Source organism: Pseudomonas sp. E1BtOHC1, assembly GCF_058744285.1.
In genome coordinates this window covers 5,366,948-5,384,029 of sequence record NZ_CP196023.1, presented here as the reverse complement: position 1 = coordinate 5,384,029, position 17,082 = coordinate 5,366,948, and the positions used below count along the sequence as shown (strand labels likewise).

Below are 17,082 nucleotides of genomic sequence, written 5' to 3'. Positions count from 1 at the left end.
TCACATCGGGCGCAGTGTAATCCCCGCAGGGCGGGGTGTAGCAGTGGTTTTGGCCGGGGCCTACCACACCCGCGCCGAGTCAGCTGACCACGGGCTGTTCGCGACCGATCTCGGCCCGTAGCTGGGCGATCAGGTGCAGGCAGTGGGTGAGCCCCGGTGAGGGCTCGCCGACCCGGCGGCTGAGGATGATCGGCGAGGTGGCCTCGGGTTCCTGTAGCGGGCAAAAACCGATGTCGTCGCGATGCAGCACCTGCACCGAGGCCGGCACCAGGGTGATGCCGATCCCGGCGCCCACCAGGCCGATGGCGGTCTGCAGTTCATTGGTCCATTGGGCGATCTTCAGGTTCAGGCCGCGGGCGCTGAACAGTGCGATCACGTGATCGGCGTAACTCGGGCGCGGGTTGGCCGGATAGAGCACGAAGGGCTCGCTGGCCAGTTGCTCAAGGCTCACCTCTTGTCCCAGCAAGGGGTGGCCGGCGGGCAGGGCGACCACCAGCCGGTCCTCGGTCAGGACCTTCTGCACGATGGCCGGGTCGTCGATGTGGATACGCCCGAAGCCGATGTCGATGCGCCCGGCCTTCAAGGCTTCCACCTGTTGCAGGGTGGTCATTTCCGACAGGCCCAGCTCCAGCTCCAGGGTCTCGTTGCTGCGCAGGCGGCGGATCAGTTGCGGCAGCACGCCGTACAGGGTCGAAGGGGCAAAGCCGATGCCCAGCCAGGTCTTGTGCCCCAGGCCAATGCGCCGGGTGTTGTCGCAGACCTTGCCCAACTGCTCCAGTACCCGATTGGAGTGCTCGTAGAAAAACCGCCCGGCGGCGGTCAGGCGCAGCGGTCGGCCACGTTCCAGCAACAGCACTCCCAGCTCGTCCTCCAACTGCTGGATCTGCCGGCTCAAGGGCGGCTGGGCGATGTGCAGGCGCTCGGCGGCGCGGGTGAAATTGAGGGTTTCCCCCAGCACCTGGAAGTAGCGCAGATGACGCAGCTCCATGACAGCTCCCCTGTGATGATGTGCATACCTTATAGGTATCAAGCCAGACCAATTCTATATTGGAACCCCGGAAAAAGCCGGGACAGAATCGAGCGCAGAACTTCAAGAACCTGACGGGTATGGACATGCACGCTTCTGCCATTGAATCGATCGAAACGATCATCGTCGATCTGCCGACCATTCGCCCCCACAAACTGGCCATGCACACCATGCAGAACCAGACCCTGGTACTGATCCGCCTGCGCTGCGCCGACGGCTTCGAAGGCCTGGGGGAATCCACCACCATCGGTGGCCTGGCCTATGGCAATGAAAGCCCGGACAGCATCAAGACCAACATCGACCGCTTCTTCAGCCCGCTGCTGATCGGCCAGGACGCCAGCAACATCAATGCCGCCATGCTGCGCCTGGAGCAGAGCATCCGCGGCAACACCTTCGCCAAGTCCGGGATCGAAAGCGCCTTGCTCGACGCCCAGGGCAAGCGCCTCGGGCTGCCGGTCAGCGAACTGCTGGGCGGCCGGGTGCGCGATGCCCTGCCCGTGGCCTGGACCCTGGCCAGCGGCGACACCGCCAAGGACATCGCCGAAGCCGAAAAGATGCTCGACCTGCGCCGCCACCGCATCTTCAAGCTGAAGATCGGTGCCGGTGAAGTGGACCGCGACCTGGCCCATGTGATCGCCATCAAGAAGGCCCTGGGGGAGCGCGCCAGCGTGCGGGTCGACGTCAACCAGGCCTGGGACGAAGCCGTGGCCCTGCGCGCCTGCCGCATCCTCGGCGGCAACGGCATCGACCTGATCGAGCAACCGATTTCGCGTAACAACCGCGCCGGCATGGTGCGCCTGAATGCCAGCAGCCCGGCGCCGATCATGGCCGACGAATCCATCGAATGCGTGGAAGACGCCTTCAACCTGGCCCGCGAAGGCGCGGCCTCGGTGTTCGCCCTGAAGATCGCCAAGAACGGCGGACCCCGCGCCACCCTGCGCACCGCGGCAATTGCCGAAGCGGCGGGCATCGGCCTGTACGGCGGCACCATGCTCGAAGGCGGCATCGGCACCCTGGCCTCAGCCCACGCCTTCCTGACCCTGAACAAACTGAGCTGGGACACCGAGCTGTTCGGCCCGCTGCTGCTGACCGAGGACATCCTCGCCGAGGCGCCGGTGTACCGGGATTTCCACCTGCATGTCTCACGGGCGCCGGGCCTCGGCCTGAGCCTGGACGAAGAGCGCCTGGCGTTCTTCCGTCGCGACAAAACCACCCCCGTGCTGCATCACACCTGAGGAGGGCTGCATGCTATTCCACGTGAAAATGACCGTGAACCTGCCGGTCGACATGAACCCCGAGCGCGCCGCGCAACTTAAAGCCGATGAAAAGGCCCTGGCCCAGCGCCTGCAGGCCGAAGGCAAGTGGCGCCACCTGTGGCGCATCGCCGGGCTGTACGCCAACTACAGCGTGTTCGACGTCGACAGCGTGCAGGAACTGCACGACACCCTGATGCAATTGCCGCTGTACCCGTACATGGCCATCGAAGTTGATGCGATGTGCAGGCATCCTTCTTCCATTCATGAGGATGACCGCTGAGCCCGGGCCAGCCCATTCACCACTCTAATAAATACAAGATGAGGATTAATCATGAACGTCAGAATTTCCCACACTGCCAGTGCCCAACAGTTTCTTGAAGAAGCCAGCGGTCAGTTCACCGAGGGCGGCAACCCCCGGGCCAAGGCCATCATCTACCGCATCCTGCGGGACTCGGTGAACATCATCGAAGACCTGGACGTGACCCCGGAAGAGTTCTGGAAGGCCGTCAACTACCTCAACGTCCTCGGTGCCCGCCAGGAAGCCGGGCTGCTGGCCGCGGGCCTGGGCCTGGAGCACTACCTGGACCTGCTGATGGACGCCGCCGACGAGCAGGCCGGCAAGACCGGCGGCACCCCGCGCACCATCGAAGGCCCGCTGTACGTGGCTGGCGCGCCCCTGAGCCAGGGTGAAGCGCGCCTGGATGACGGCGTCGATCCGGGCGTGGTGCTGTTCATGCAGGGCCGGGTGACCAACACCGCCGGCGAACCCCTGGCCGGCGCCATCGTCGATGTCTGGCACGCCAACACCGGCGGCACCTATTCCTACTTCGACGGCAGCCAGTCGGAGTTCAACCTGCGCCGGCGCATCGTCACCGACGCCGAGGGTCGCTACCGCTTTCGCAGCATCGTGCCGTCCGGCTACGGCTGCCCACCGGATGGCCCGACCCAGCAACTGCTGGACCAACTGGGACGCCACGGCCAGCGCCCGGCGCACATCCACTTCTTCATCTCGGCCGATGACCATCGCCACCTGACCACCCAGATCAACCTGGATGGTGATCAGTACCTGCACGACGACTTCGCCTACGCCACCCGCGACGAGCTGATCGCCCAGATCACCTTCAGCGAAGACCAGGCCCGGGCCAAGGCCCTGGGCGTCAGCGGGCGCTTTGCCGAGATCGAGTTCGACTTCACTTTGCAGTCGTCGGCCCAGCCGCAAGAACAGCAGCGCCACGAACGGGTTCGCGCCCTGGAGGACTGAAGCGCCGACCAGGCTTGACCCGGCCACGGAGCACCGACCCAGGTGCCCCGTGGCTTTTGCCGTTATGCCTGGCCTGACGAGACTGCGTTGCGTGCCTGAAACGCAGACCTGATAAGAACCATCAGAGTGACCCGATCATGCAAATGCATCTGTTGAGTGAGCGCAGCCGCGTGTTTGTTCAAGCCGATCCCTATGCCGTGTCCGGTTACGTCAATCAGCACGTGGGCAGCCACTGCATCCGTCTGCCCCGGGCGGGCCAACCCCAGGCCAGCCTCAACCACCGAGCCCTGGCCAGCCTGGACTTGTGCAGCCTCAGCTACGGCGGCAGCGTGCGCGTCACCTCGCCGGCCCTGGAAAGCATCTACCACCTGCAAGTGCTGCTGCGGGGCCACTGCCGGTGGCGCGGCGCGGGCCAGGAACACGCCTTCGCCCCGGGGGAGCTGCTGCTGATCAACCCGGACGATCCGGTGGACCTGACCTATTCCGACGACTGCGAAAAATTCATCATCAAGATTCCCACCCGCCTGTTGGAAAATGCCTGCCAGGAACAGCGCTGGCAGTACCCAGGGCAGGGCGTGCGCTTTCTGCGCCAGCGCTACCAATTGCAGGAACTGGAAGGCTTCGTGCCCTTGCTCAGCCTGTTGTGCCAGGAAGCCGAAGCCCTGGAGACCATGCCCAAGGTCCAGGAGCACTACGCACAGATCCTGGTGGGCAAACTGCTGGGCCTGATGCAGACCAACGTCCAGCGCGGCACCCTGGGCGCCTCGGCGGCGACCTTCGAACGGATTGCCGACTACATCGACCGCAACCTCAGGCACGACATCGGCTGCGAAGAACTGGCGCAACAGGCGCGCATGAGCCTGCGTTCGCTGTACGGCCTGTTTGAACGCAACGCCCGCACCACGCCGAAGTACTACATCCGCCAGAAGAAACTGCAACGGGTGCACGCCTGCCTCAGCGACCCGCAAAGCCCGGTGCGCAACGTCACCGAACTGGCCCTGGATTATGGCTTCTTGCACCTGGGCCGTTTCGCCCAAAGCTACCGCCAGCAATACGGCGAACTGCCCTCCGACACCCTCAAGCGTCGACACTGATCCTCAGGCATCGGCCTCTTGTAGGAGCTGGCTTGCCAGCGAAAGGGCCGGCAGGCCCAGCGCCCCGTCCAAGGGCCTCTTCGCCGGCAAGCCGGCTCCCACACAACTCGCCGTCGGCGCTTTTGCAGAATACGGATACAGGTCTGCACGCATCGGCTATTGCCCCGCCAACCCCCGTCCTAGCATGGCCCTGCCTGAATAAAAACAATGGAGGCGGCGGCCATGTCCCTGCGACCCGAATACCTGCATTCCCTGCTTGAAGAAGACCCCGACCAGGGCGTCTACCGCTGCAAGCGGGAGATGTTCACCGACCCCCGGCTGTTCGACCTGGAGATGCAGCACATCTTCGAAGGCAACTGGCTGTACCTGGCCCACGAAAGCCAGATCCCCAACCCCAACGACTACTACAGCACCACCATGGGCCGGCAATCGATCTTCATTGCCCGCCACAAGAACGGCGAACTCAACGCCTTCATCAACGCCTGCAGCCATCGCGGCGCCATGCTCTGCCGGCACAAGACCGGCAACAAAGCGTCCTTCACCTGCCCGTTCCACGGCTGGACCTTCAACAACGCCGGCAAGCTGCTCAAGGTCAAGGACCCGACCGCCGCCGGCTACCCGGCCAGCTTCAACTGCGAAGGCTCCCACGACCTGACCCGCGTCGCGCGCTTCGAGTCCTACCGCGGCTTTCTGTTCGGTAGCCTCAACCCCGACGTGCTGCCTCTGACCGAGCACCTGGGGGAGTCGGCGAAGATCATCGACATGATCGTCGACCAGTCCGCCGACGGCCTGGAAGTGCTGCGCGGCTCGTCGAGCTACATCTACGAAGGCAACTGGAAGCTCACCGCCGAGAACGGCGCCGACGGCTACCACGTCAGCTCGGTGCACTGGAACTACGCCGCCACCCAGAACCAGCGCAAGCAGCGCGAGGCCGGGGCAGACATCCGCACCATGAGCGCTGGCACCTGGGCCAAGCAGGGCGGTGGTTTCTACTCCTTCGACAAGGGCCACATGCTGCTCTGGACCCGCTGGTCCAACCCCGAGGACCGCCCGCTGTACGAGCGTCGCGATGAGCTGTCCCGGGACTTCGGCCAGGCCCGCGCCGACTGGATGATCGAAAACTCACGCAACCTGTGCCTGTACCCCAACGTCTACCTGATGGACCAGTTCAGCTCGCAGATCCGCATTGCCCGGCCGATCTCCGTGGACCGCACCGAAATCACCATCTACTGCATTGCGCCCAAGGGCGAGAGCGACGAAGCCCGGGCCCGGCGCATCCGCCAGTACGAAGACTTCTTCAACGTCAGCGGCATGGCCACCCCGGACGACCTGGAGGAGTTCCGTTCCTGCCAGCTCGGCTATCAGGGCAGCACCACGGCCTGGAACGACATGTCCCGCGGCGCCGAACACTGGGTCCAGGGGGCGGACGCCGCAGCGAAAGAAATCGACCTGCAGCCGCTCCTCAGCGGCGTGCGCACCGAGGACGAAGGCCTGTTCGTGATGCAGCACAAGTATTGGCAGCAAACCCTGCTCGCGGCCCTGGAGCGTGAAGCCTCACGCCAGATCGCAGTGGAGGCCGTGCAATGAACATTTCCTACGATGCCGTGCGGGATTTTCTGTACCGCGAAGCCCGCTACCTGGACGACAAGGAGTGGGACAGCTGGCTGGAACTCTATGCCCCGGACGCGACCTTCTGGATGCCCTCCTGGGACGACAGCGACCAGTTGACCGAAGACCCGCAGCGGGAAATCTCGCTGATCTGGTACGGCAACCGCAGCGGCCTGGAAGACCGGGTGTTCCGCATCAAGACCGAGCGCTCCAGCGCCAGCATTCCCGACACCCGCACCTCCCACAACCTGAGCAATATCGAGCTGCTGGAGCACGGCGACGGCTTCTGCAAGCTGCGCTTCAACTGGCACACCCTGAGCTTTCGCTACAAGACCGTGGACAGCTACTTCGGCTGCAGCTTCTACACCCTCGACCTGCGGGGCGAGAACCCGCGGATTCTGGCCAAGAAAGTCATCCTGAAGAACGACTACGTTCGCCAGGTCGTTGATATCTACCACCTCTGAGGCGACTGCCATGAGCCATCAAATCGCACTCAATTTCGAAGACGGCGTGACCCGTTTCGTCAACGCCAACCCGGGCGAAACCGTGGCCGACGCGGCCTACCGCCAGGGCATCAACATCCCCCTGGACTGCCGGGACGGCGCCTGCGGCACCTGCAAGTGCGTTGCCGACGCGGGGCGCTACGAGCTGGGGGAGGACTACATCGAAGACGCCCTGAGCGCTGCTGAGGTCGAGCAGGGTTTTGTCCTCACCTGCCAGATGCGCGCCCTCGGCGATTGCGTGGTGCGGGTACCGGCCTCGTCCCAGGTCTGTCGCGCCGGGCAGGGTACTTTCCAGGCCAGTATCAGCGCCGTGCGCCAGCTGTCCGCCAGCACCATCGCCCTGTCGATCAAAGGCGAAGCCCTGAGCCAGCTGGCGTTCCTGCCGGGGCAATACGTCAACCTCGGCGTACCCGGCAGTGAGCAGACCCGGGCCTATTCCTTCAGCTCCTTGCAGCGTGATGGCGAGGTCAGTTTCCTGATTCGCAACGTGCCCGGTGGCCTGATGAGCAGCTTCCTCACCCGTCTCGCCAAAGCCGGCGACAGCATGAGCCTGGCCGGGCCCCTGGGCAGCTTTTACTTGCGGGATATTCGCCGGCCCTTGCTGTTGCTGGCCGGCGGCACCGGGCTGGCGCCGTTCACCGCGATGCTGGAGAAGATCGCCGAGCAGGGCAGCGAACATCCGCTGCATTTGATCTATGGCGTGACCAACGATTTCGACCTGGTGGAACTGGAGCGCCTGGAAGGCTTTGCCGCGCGCATCCCCCAGTTCAGCTTCAGCGCCTGCGTGGCCAACCCCGAGAGCCAGTACCCGCGCAAGGGCTACGTGACCCAGCACATTGAACCGGCGCACCTCAACCAGGGCGATGTGGACGTCTACCTGTGCGGACCGCCGCCGATGGTCGAAGCGGTGAGCCAGTACATCCGCGAACAGGGCATCGCCCCGGCGAATTTCTACTACGAGAAGTTCGCCGCCAGCGCTGCCTGAAGAGCGCCTCACCGCTGTAGGAGCTGGCTTGCCAGCGAAGGCGTCCATAAGGGCGCTGCAAGGCTCAAGGGCCTCTTCGCCGGCAAGCCGGCTCCTACTGAACCCAGCACGGCCAGGCATAACGTTGTAGGAGCTGGCTTGCCAGCGAAGGCGTCCCCAAGAACGCTGCAAGGGTCAAAGGCCTCTTCGCCGGCAAGCTGGCTCCTACGGAGTCACGCACGGCAAGGTCCTCTCCATATTTTTGCACTCATGAGGTTTCCATGAACCGTTTCCACAACCAAGTCGCCCTGGTCACCGGTGCCGCCCAAGGCATTGGCCGTCGCGTTGCCGAACGCCTGGCCGCAGAGGGCGCCCGGGTGGTGCTGGTGGACCGCTCCGAACTGATCTTCGAGCTGGCCGCCGAACTCAGCCCCCGGTTCCCGGTCCTGGCCCTCACCGCCGACCTGGAGCAGTACCGCGAATGCAGCCGGATCATGGCGGCGGCCATCGCCCACTTCGGCCGCCTCGACATCCTCATCAACAACGTCGGCGGCACCATTTGGGCCAAGCCTTTTGAGCACTACGAACCGGCACAAATCGAAGCCGAAGTCCGCCGCTCATTGTTCCCCACCCTGTGGTGCTGCCACGCCGCCTTGCCGCAGATGCTGGAGCAGGGCAGCGGCGCCATCGTCAACGTCTCGTCCATCGCCACCCGCAGCCTCAATCGCGTGCCTTACGGCGCGGCCAAGGGCGGCATCAACGCACTCACTGCGTGCCTGGCCTTTGAAACCGCCGGTCGTGGCGTGCGGGTCAACGCCACCGCCCCCGGCGGCACCGAAGCCCCGCCGCGGCGCATTCCGCGCAACAGCGCTGAACAAAGCCCCGAGGAGCAAGTCTGGTACCAGCAGATCGTCGATCAGACCCTCGACAGCAGCCTGATGAAACGCTACGGCAACGTCGACGAACAAGCCTCAGCCATCCTGTTTCTGGCCTCCGCCGAAGCTTCCTATATCACCGGCACGGTGCTGCCGGTGGGCGGTGGCGACCAGGGCTGAGGGGCAACCTCCTGCTGAATAACCGACCTGTAGGAACCGGCTTACCGGCGAATGCGTCCGCGAGATCGCCTTCGCCGGCAAGCCGGCTCCTACGGTAAAAACGTATTGGATTGGCTTTCGCACGAGGGGTAGGTTGGGGATCGTGCGTGCTGTAAATTAATCCTATGGATTTATTATTAATCCATGGGTTGAATTTTTGTCGGCAGATGGTTCTTAATACATCGCACAGGCAACGGCTATTCATGGGAATCCCCGGCCGGCCGTGAATGCTCAAGGACGCGAGGCACACATGAACCCAACCCTTCCTTTGTTTCACCAGCAACCCTACCTGCAAACCGTGCAATGCCAGATCCACCGGCTTGAACGGGACGATTCGGGTGCGCCCTTCGCTCTATTGAGCGAGACGGTGTTCTATCCCCAGGGCGGCGGCCAACTGGGAGATCGGGGGCAGCTGACCCTCAGCGAACCCGGGGCCGGTGATGTGCCGCAGGTGATCGAGATCACCACCACCAAAAGGAAGGACGACGAGATCAGGCATTACCTGAAGCTGGATGACGCCGGGTTCGGCCAGCTGCAATCACTTGTGCCGGGGCAGGGGGTGACGGCGACCCTGGATTGGTCCCTGCGCTATCAGCAGATGCGCATTCATTCGGCCATGCACCTGATGCACTGCCTGCTGGAGCAGACGCTGGGGCGCTCGATTCCACACCCGGTTCGCTCGCCGTTGAATGACCAGGGCGGGGAAAACCACTATGAGTTCATGGGCGAGTTCGATGAGCAGAGCCTGGAGCGCGCCACGCAAGAGCTGAATCGCTTTTGCGCGGCCGGTCATGCCGTCAGAACCCAGGCCGATACCGGCAAAGGTCCAGGCTATCGCTGGTGGCAATGCGGCGAGTGGTCGATCCCCTGTGGCGGCGTGCATGTCGGCAATACGCGAGAGATAGGGGCCGTCACTGCCAGCATGAAAATCAGGAAAAACACCACCCGGGTCGCTGTCACGCTTGCTGCAGGGGCTGAATAAATGTCGGAGAACCAGCAGGCCTTTGGCGCGTTTCTCACCCAGTTGCGCCTCGAAAGCGGCCACCTGAAGATTTCAACCTTCCTGGACAGCGTGAACATTCCGTTTTCCGCCAACCACTACCGAGACGTCGAGGCAGGGCGCAAGCACCTGAGTCTCGACTCGGCCGTCGAGCTGCATGACAACCTGGGCATCGCCCCCTCCAGCAAGTCGAGTTTCGATTACTACTGGCATTACTTTCGTGATTTGTTGCCGGCCCCCGTGCATGAAATGCTGTTTGGCAAAGGGGTGGAGGTCAAGGATCTTTCCGCCATGCTTGAGGTGCGCGAGCACGACTCCAAGCTACTGCGTCGCGCCTTGAGCCTGAGCCGCTACGAACGTGAGTTCATCGTCACCGAAGAGATCATTGCAGCCTTCAAGGAACACTTCGAACTGCTGCCGTTGATGACCTATCTGTACATGGTGGACAGCGCCTCGGTGGCCGAAATCCAGGCGGTGTGCCAGCAGCTCGGCCTGGCCTACGACGCGCGCACCGAAGCCTTCCTGAGCCTTGTGGCCAAAGAGCGCAGCACCCCGCAGTCACCCTTCGTGCGCCATGCCCCCACCTTGAGAATGCCAAGAACCGCAGAGGCCCTGGCGCTCAAGGACCGGTTCCTGCGTCATGAGATCGACCGATCATTGACCAAGCCCGAGCAGAGCGAATATTTCAACGTATCCGGATCATTCAAATACAGCGCGATGGTCACGCTCAAAGCGGCGGAAATCGAAGAGATCCAGGACCGTCTTGTCGATCTTTTTTCAGTGATAGAAGTGCACAACAAATCCGCCGGACAGCTGGAAGACCCAGGGGCTGATCCCTACTTCTTCGGGCTGGTGGTGTCGGGCCGCCCGGAGTACGACGGGCGCGCGGGGCGATCGAAGAAAAAGAGCCGGGGATAAAACAGACTAAGGCCGCTGCAGCCAATGGCCACAGCCGAGCACCGGGTGGAGACGACCTCGGCGGCGCTATGACCTGTTCTGGGGAATGGCATAGGGCAGGGTGATAGGCGGCGCGTCCCGCAAAGGCCGCGAAGACCTCGCCATCAGATAACCAATGACCTGCGCCGAGCTCAGCTCGATATGCAACAGACCTTCATCGTCGAACCACGCGTTGGGCCAGAAGATCAGGTCCGAGGCATTGGCCTCGGGGAAGTTGGTTTCCAGCAGGCCCAGGGCGTAGTCCGTATCAGATTCCGTGCCCTCGCACTGGCAAATGAAATCTGCCACGGCGCACGCCTCGTCGAAGCTCAGGTCGTCAACGTAGCGCTGCTGATGAAAGGCCGTGCGCAGAAAGTTCGCCGCGCTGGTATGGCTGTGCATATCGCGAAATTCGTGGAATTCGAAAGGTCGGCCGGCGTGGCTGTTCCACTGCTCGATCAGCGCACTGATCTCGGGGCTTTCCCGTTCCTGGTTGGCCCAGATCTGATCGAGGATCTGCTTGAGCAAGGCCTTCATCAACGCCCGTATTTTTGGCGTCGCGGGTGTTGGTTTCAGCCGTTCCGGCATGGCCATGGGTGTCTCCCTGATTGTCATTTCATGTGTAGGAGCCGGCTTGCCGGTACTCATCCGCTACACCGGAGCACGCTAAACCTAGGTCAGATTCAACCCGCCGTCTGAGAGGAGTATCTCGCCGGTCAAGTAGTCCGACTCGACCAGCATTACAACAGCTTTTGCGATGTCGTCTGGGCTAGCGGCCCTGCGCATAGGGGCGCGAGTTCGCCATAGCTCTTGGGCCCCCGTCCACTCTGCGGTCATAGGCGTGTCGACCAAGCCAGGCGCCACAGCGTTTACGCGAATATCTGGCCCCAGGGATAACGCGAGCAAGCGGGTCATGTGATTAAGCGCGGCTTTACTGACCGCATAGGGAATCGATGCGCCCTTAGGACGGATACCGGCATGGGAACTGATATTCACGACGCAACCTGCTCGACGGTAACGGGCGGCATTGCGCAATGCCGACTCGGCCAAAGTGACGAGATGGAACGGCGCCACGACATTCACCTCGTTAAGTTCGTGCCACACCGTCGAGTTGGCCGAGGCAAGGTCGCCGTGAGGAATAACTTTGCTAATACCGGCGTTATTGACCAATACGTCGAGCTGCCCCCACGCGGCGATCGCCTCGTTAATCAGCCTGACCCTGTCAGCTTCGACAGCAAGATCAGCCTGCACGTAAATCGCCTGCTGCATTTCGGCAGCCATAGCGCGTCCCGTATCCGCAGAATTTCGCGAATGGAGCACCACCGCATAGCCTGCCTGGCTTAGCACACGTGCAATGGCTGCGCCGATACCGGAAGTGGATCCTGTAACCAAGGCGACGCGTAATACGTTATCGATTGTCGGATTGGGGTTCATATGGATTTCTCTAATGGGTTGCTGGAAAGCCAGCACCGGAGCACCAAGCGAGCAACGTTGGCGTCAGGCGGTCACGATGGGCAGGTATCCATCTTCAAATCAGGTTGGCGCTTACCGGGTAAACCGTTGCGGTGAAGGAGATACAGGTTCAGGGCCAGAACGAGTTCGTCGCGGCTGCAAGCAGGGTTGGATTGATTGCGGGTAGGTGCAGGGGGCATGCGGGAGCTATCCGTAGGTTTCCCGATTCGCTGTTCGAAACAGCGTAAGAGGCCGTAAGGATATTCTTTTCCCAACTAGTTTGGGAGTTCAGTAGTGAGTAGGAAAGGGGGCGAGTAGGGGAGAGAGGGGATGCTCCCACTACGCGGCCACGGGAGTGGCAGATCATCGAGAGTGCTTAAGCAATATCGACTACCACAAGCTCAACCTGATCGGCGGCAACGCCTGCTGGACTTCAACATCGGCCGCCTGATGGACATCGCCAAAGCGGGCGGCTACTACGACAACACGATTTTCGTGTTCTTCGGCGACCACAATACCCGCATCAGCCAGATCCCCCACATGGCCCCCGCGTTTGAACAGCTAGGGCTGGAAAGCAACAACGTACCGCTGCTGATCCATGCCCCGGGGATGTTGCAGCCCAGAGTGATCGAAGAAGCCGTCGGCCTGGCAGACCTGCTGCCCACCGTGGCCGGCATGCCCTTCACCAATGGCGCCATGGGGCGGGACATTCAACAACCCCCGCCGGAAGGCGAGCGCGTGGTGCCGCTGGTATTAAGGGAAGGGACCTTTCCAGTGATTGGCGGCGTGACCAAGGACTTTTTGTTGCAGATGCAGCACGACGGCAGTGGCGCGACTTTGCATGATTTGGCGTCGAATACCCCGCGTGAGGATGTGGCGCAGGAGCATCCGCAGGAGTTTGAACGGTTGCTGGAGTTGACGCGGGGATGCATGAGGGAGCGCGGTTGATGTTCTATGGAATGTTCGCTGACACCGCACAGTCATCGGTTGACGCCGGCCCGTGTAGGAGCTGGCTTGCCAGCGAAGGCGGCCGCAAGATCGCCACCAAACCTTCCAACCAGCCACTCTGACTCCCTAAACCAGGGAGTCACAACATCACCTTTACGTTTGCTTCAGATTGGCCTGATACCGCTCCTTCACTTCAGCCACACTCAGCCACTTACGTTGCGAATGCACCACCCGATGGCAATTGGCACACAACAACGCCAAATCAGCGAGCTTAGTTTTGTCACCCGGCTGGAGCGTGTGCAGAGGTTTAGTGTGGTGTACGTCAATCACCCCCTCCACATCTGCACCATAGGTTTGGCTGAAGTTAAAACCACAAGCTTCACACTGCAGCGCTCCATGTTGCTTCAGCGCCTCTTCCTTTTTGCGCTTAACGATTTTCTTGTCTCTTTCCCGTACCCGATGCACCCGAGTGAGCACTTTGCCTTCCTCTGCCTCGAAGAAGCCCGGGTCATCTGCTGCACTTAAATCGATAGGGCTAGCTGGAATCGTCTGAACATTGGCATTGATCGCCGCCACAACCTCAGCAAGACGCTCCGGGTCATTGGCAAATTCCAGCCACACTAACTGCTCATCCTTATTGCCTTTCGCGAGCCCCGTACGACCGTTATTGGTGTAGCTCGGGTCCCAACGCCGGAAGTTGTTGAGCTTCATACACACACCGTTGGCATTGCGAAAGCTTTGATTCTTGCTCACCCCGGTGGCATTACCGATGAGATTGAGAGCCTGCGATAACGCCAAAACATCCGGATGATTGACACCGGGTAAACCGTTGCGGTGAAGGAGATACAAGTTCAGGGCAAGAACGAGCTCGTCGCGGCTCCAAGCAGGGTTGGATTGATTGCTGATAGGTGCAGAGGTCATGCGGGGGGCTATCCGTAGGTTTCCCGATTCGCTGTACGAAACAGCGTAAGAGGCCGTAAGGATATTCTTTTCCCAACAGGTTTGGGAGTTCACTTGTGAGTAGGAAACGGGACGAGCAGGGAAGGGACGCGTTGCCTCTCACCACGTGTCTATGGCCGTGGCTGGGCAGTGAGAGAGCTTAAGCAATATCGAAGGGCTACAGCATCTGTAGGAGCTGGCTTGCCAGCGAAAGCGGCCTAACAGAAACGGGGCAAACCATCCTTCACCCCGTTTCCATATTTTTCGGATTTCTGCGTATCTAATCGATTACCGAGGCTGCGCCGGTCTATTGGCATCCAGCAACGAATCCACCACTGCTCTAGCCATCTCCACCGAATGAATCATTGACCAAATCAAACCACGCTCCACACCGCTGGCGCGTTCGGTGATTTCATCGCTGACCTGTACCGCACAGTCCAGCAGCAACGACACATGCACCAACGCTTCTTCGGCATTGATACCGGGACGGACACTGAACATGGATTGATGACCTACGGACGTAGGTACGGTGTCTTTCAGACTATTCAGGATTGAGGTTTCGGCGCTATGCGCGGCCAAGGCCAAGCGAATTCGCTGGGTGTCGATATCGTGTTCGGGGGTTCTGAATTGTCCAGGTAAGGACATGGGCGGATCGGGAACGAGCTTTTTCATGGTGCATCTCCAATGTGAATGGAGCTGCCAGCTATCGCTGCTAAACGAAGGAGTGGCAGCTGTACGCAGGTTAGCAGACCGGTCACATTGGAAACCGGCGCACCCGAAGGTGCCCTGCGCACAGCCACCATAAAAAGCAGAAGAAAAACTCTGGCAATAGGTGACGTCGATGCGCCCAATGTGATGATTCGAGCTGCTAAACCCGATCACTGATATGCAGTGATGAACCGAGCCTAGCCAGCCGAAGTATCAGGCGCAAGCGGGTTGGATTCTCTAGGAAAAGTCGCTCAATAGAAAGGGACTAGCCTTACAAGGAGTTGTGAACTGAGTAGGGAATATGGCACCTGAAGGGTAGAGATGAAGGTGGTTAGTCTTCGTTAGCCGTCCAGTGATGGCAGGATTGAGTACGCCATCACTGTTAGAGGAAACGTGACTAATGACACCTACAAAGCTGACTCGCCTTCTGCCAGTCGGTTGGCAAAATATTGCGCCGTTTCTGGGTCAGTACAGTACAAGTAGCAGCCCTTCATTCCTCGGGTCATCAAGGTCCGGTAGGTGTTCTTGATGATGAGATCAGTCTCTTGCTGTGCGAAGTCGGGTTGTTCCTTCATCAGCCTTTTCCAGCCACGAATTGTCTTGTCGTATTTGTCTCGCGCTTTGGGGGATGTCACTACTTTTCCATCGCGCACGATCAAATCTGGCCCGATGATCACACCGATATAATCCACCTCTAACCCTTGGCAGGTGTGAATACAGCCGACCTGATCCACGGATTTATCCGCGATGATCCACAGACTGCCGTCTTGATCCAGGTTCCATTGGCGGGCGTAGTGTTCACCGATTTCAATGTCTTTGGCTTTAGGGTCTTTCTTGCTGCTCCATGGCCAGCAGTAACCTGCGACGACACGCGCCTTGTTTCCGTGGTTCTTTTGTTCGATTGCCTCATGCATTGCTTGTGGTGAGTCGAACACTTTGAACTCGTATTCACTGGCATCGAGTATTGGGTTGGCGGTTGTGCGAATGCCCAGTACGTCATCTAGCCATGCCAAGTAACCATCGGAGCCACTGCAGCGGAATTGGGAGGACAAGGTGTACTCCTCCACCGTTGCCCCTCGGGCCTTAGCAAACTCTCGGATTGCTTGTTTGCTGCCAATATCCTTAAGGGTTACGCGTTGATCCTCGTCGATAAAGAACACTGAGCATTTGGCGGACCCAATTAGTTCTTTGATCTGGTTTTCACCCTCGTTGCCATAAAAGCCGCTTTTCTCATTCAGCCTGTGGGCTTCATCAATGATCAGCGCGTCGTAAAAGTCAGGCTTGATATTGGTATAGGCCCCCGAGCCGGAGAAAAGACTGGAGAACTTGGTGGGCTTGATAGTGCCGACCAGTTTTTTCTCGTATACAGCACGTGGAGCGGCGTTTTTTGAGACATACCTGCTCATCAGCCGTAAGGCGGTGAGTTGGACCAACAAGTTGATGGCCACTACGGTCTTTCCGGTACCAGGGCCACCCTCAATGATCAGTACCTTCGGAGCATCAGCAGAGGCCTCTGCGACTGCCGCAAGTACTGACTCGAAGACGGTCTTTTGATCATCAATCAGAACGAACTCAGGCTTGCCTTCCATTAGCCCACTGAGTGCTTCAGCCAAAGCTTTGGAGGGGCGGCTCTTACCGCTAGAAAGCTCGTAAAGAACGTCTTGGTTGTCGCCGTAATAGATGTGCTGTTTGAGGAAGCTTCTTAGTTTCGTTAACTCGTCAGGACCTTTTAGGAACAAAGGCGCCTTACTGGTATACGCGTCGTAGTGAGCCGAGTTGATAACGCCATCGCTGACATAGTTATGCAGGTAAGCACATGGGTGGACTTTGATGCCTTGGTCATAAACGGCTTCATTGAAGCCTTCCAGCAAAGTGGCGTAAGACCACACCTGATAGGAAGGATGAATGGTTTCAACATGACTGCCACCCAGCGCGGTTTTTACGATCGCATCTTTACTGGTGGCGCTGGCTTTGCTCCATTGCTTCAGTTCCACCAACACGGCATTTTTACCCTGGTTCTGGTCGTGGCCTGTCAGCAAGAAATCGATGCGTTTCATGGATTGCGGAATATGTAGCTCAATGGCCACTCCGGCATCCTCCGGCAGATCCTTATCCCGTAGAACCTTGGCCATGTAAGTGAGCGATCCCTGCCAAGATCGGATCTCTGAAGCCGCCACTTTCTTGCCAGTGGCTTCTTTAAAGTGCTTGAGGATCACCTCTTCAATATCGTTGTTGTCGCAAACATCGAGGAATTGTTGTTTGGTCGCCGAGTAAACGATCACAAGTGGTCCT

16 protein-coding genes and 1 pseudogene are annotated in these 17,082 nt (G+C 60.1%); 11 read left to right on the top strand and 6 right to left on the bottom strand.

Annotated elements, in window-relative coordinates; genetic code table 11:
- Positions 1–79: 79 nt before the first annotated feature.
- On the bottom strand, positions 80–988 hold the full coding sequence (locus ACSSVC_RS24355; RefSeq protein ID WP_346635069.1) for a LysR family transcriptional regulator: 909 nt from the start codon (positions 986–988) through the stop codon (positions 80–82).
- A gap of 125 nt (positions 989–1,113) precedes the next feature.
- Between ACSSVC_RS24355 and ACSSVC_RS24350 the strand changes: the two genes are divergently transcribed.
- From ACSSVC_RS24350 to ACSSVC_RS24305, 10 genes are all read left to right on the top strand, one after another.
- Positions 1,114–2,262, top strand: a complete 1,149-nt coding sequence (locus ACSSVC_RS24350; protein WP_492611571.1) for a muconate cycloisomerase family protein — start codon at positions 1,114–1,116, stop codon at positions 2,260–2,262.
- A 10-nt stretch (positions 2,263–2,272) separates the two neighbouring features.
- A complete protein-coding gene (catC, locus tag ACSSVC_RS24345; protein ID WP_011062149.1) occupies positions 2,273–2,563 on the top strand; it encodes a muconolactone Delta-isomerase in 291 nt (96 codons plus the stop codon).
- Positions 2,564–2,614: 51 nt separating this feature from the next.
- Entirely contained in the window at positions 2,615–3,544 is a 930-nt protein-coding gene (gene catA, locus ACSSVC_RS24340; RefSeq protein WP_346635067.1) for a catechol 1,2-dioxygenase, read from the top strand.
- A 137-nt stretch (positions 3,545–3,681) separates the two neighbouring features.
- A complete protein-coding gene (locus ACSSVC_RS24335; protein ID WP_492611570.1) occupies positions 3,682–4,638 on the top strand; it encodes an AraC family transcriptional regulator in 957 nt (318 codons plus the stop codon).
- Between the two features lie 222 nt (positions 4,639–4,860).
- Positions 4,861–6,225, top strand: coding sequence for a benzoate 1,2-dioxygenase large subunit (benA, locus tag ACSSVC_RS24330; protein ID WP_492611569.1), 1,365 nt, complete (start codon positions 4,861–4,863; stop codon positions 6,223–6,225).
- A complete protein-coding gene (gene benB / locus ACSSVC_RS24325; protein WP_346635065.1) occupies positions 6,222–6,710 on the top strand; it encodes a benzoate 1,2-dioxygenase small subunit in 489 nt (162 codons plus the stop codon). Before benA ends, benB begins: the two co-directional genes overlap by 4 nt.
- A gap of 10 nt (positions 6,711–6,720) precedes the next feature.
- Positions 6,721–7,734 carry a benzoate 1,2-dioxygenase electron transfer component BenC gene (gene benC, locus ACSSVC_RS24320; RefSeq protein ID WP_492611568.1) on the top strand — a complete coding sequence of 338 codons (1,014 nt, stop codon included), beginning with the start codon at positions 6,721–6,723 and terminating at the stop codon, positions 7,732–7,734.
- 260 nt (positions 7,735–7,994) lie between these two features.
- Entirely contained in the window at positions 7,995–8,768 is a 774-nt protein-coding gene (locus tag ACSSVC_RS24315; RefSeq protein WP_492611567.1) for a 1,6-dihydroxycyclohexa-2,4-diene-1-carboxylate dehydrogenase, read from the top strand.
- A gap of 289 nt (positions 8,769–9,057) precedes the next feature.
- A complete protein-coding gene (locus ACSSVC_RS24310) occupies positions 9,058–9,789 on the top strand; it encodes an alanyl-tRNA editing protein (protein WP_492611566.1) in 732 nt (243 codons plus the stop codon).
- Positions 9,790–10,725, top strand: a complete 936-nt coding sequence (locus tag ACSSVC_RS24305; protein WP_346635061.1) for a hypothetical protein — start codon at positions 9,790–9,792, stop codon at positions 10,723–10,725.
- 66 nt (positions 10,726–10,791) lie between these two features.
- On the opposite strand, the gene ACSSVC_RS24300 is transcribed toward ACSSVC_RS24305, so the two are convergent.
- Together ACSSVC_RS24300 and ACSSVC_RS24295 are read right to left on the bottom strand one after the other, a co-directional pair.
- Positions 10,792–11,391: a hypothetical protein gene (locus ACSSVC_RS24300; protein ID WP_492611565.1), complete on the bottom strand. Its 600-nt coding sequence runs from the start codon at positions 11,389–11,391 to the stop codon at positions 10,792–10,794.
- A gap of 24 nt (positions 11,392–11,415) precedes the next feature.
- On the bottom strand, positions 11,416–12,177 hold the full coding sequence (locus ACSSVC_RS24295) for an SDR family NAD(P)-dependent oxidoreductase (RefSeq protein WP_492611564.1): 762 nt from the start codon (positions 12,175–12,177) through the stop codon (positions 11,416–11,418).
- Positions 12,178–12,615: 438 nt separating this feature from the next.
- Between ACSSVC_RS24295 and ACSSVC_RS24290 the strand changes: the two are divergent.
- Positions 12,616–13,151, top strand: a pseudogene (locus tag ACSSVC_RS24290) (sulfatase-like hydrolase/transferase); the annotation flags it as partial.
- A 145-nt stretch (positions 13,152–13,296) separates the two neighbouring features.
- Here the strand turns inward: ACSSVC_RS24290 and ACSSVC_RS24285 are convergent.
- From ACSSVC_RS24285 to ACSSVC_RS24275, 3 genes are all read right to left on the bottom strand, one after another.
- On the bottom strand, positions 13,297–14,064 hold the full coding sequence (locus tag ACSSVC_RS24285; RefSeq protein ID WP_173664417.1) for an HNH endonuclease: 768 nt from the start codon (positions 14,062–14,064) through the stop codon (positions 13,297–13,299).
- Positions 14,065–14,370: 306 nt separating this feature from the next.
- Entirely contained in the window at positions 14,371–14,754 is a 384-nt protein-coding gene (locus ACSSVC_RS24280) for a DUF6124 family protein (protein ID WP_492611563.1), read from the bottom strand.
- 443 nt (positions 14,755–15,197) lie between these two features.
- Complete coding sequence (locus ACSSVC_RS24275; protein WP_492611562.1) at positions 15,198–17,072, bottom strand: DNA/RNA helicase domain-containing protein; 1,875 nt, start codon at positions 17,070–17,072, stop codon at positions 15,198–15,200.
- Positions 17,073–17,082: the final 10 nt, after the last annotated feature.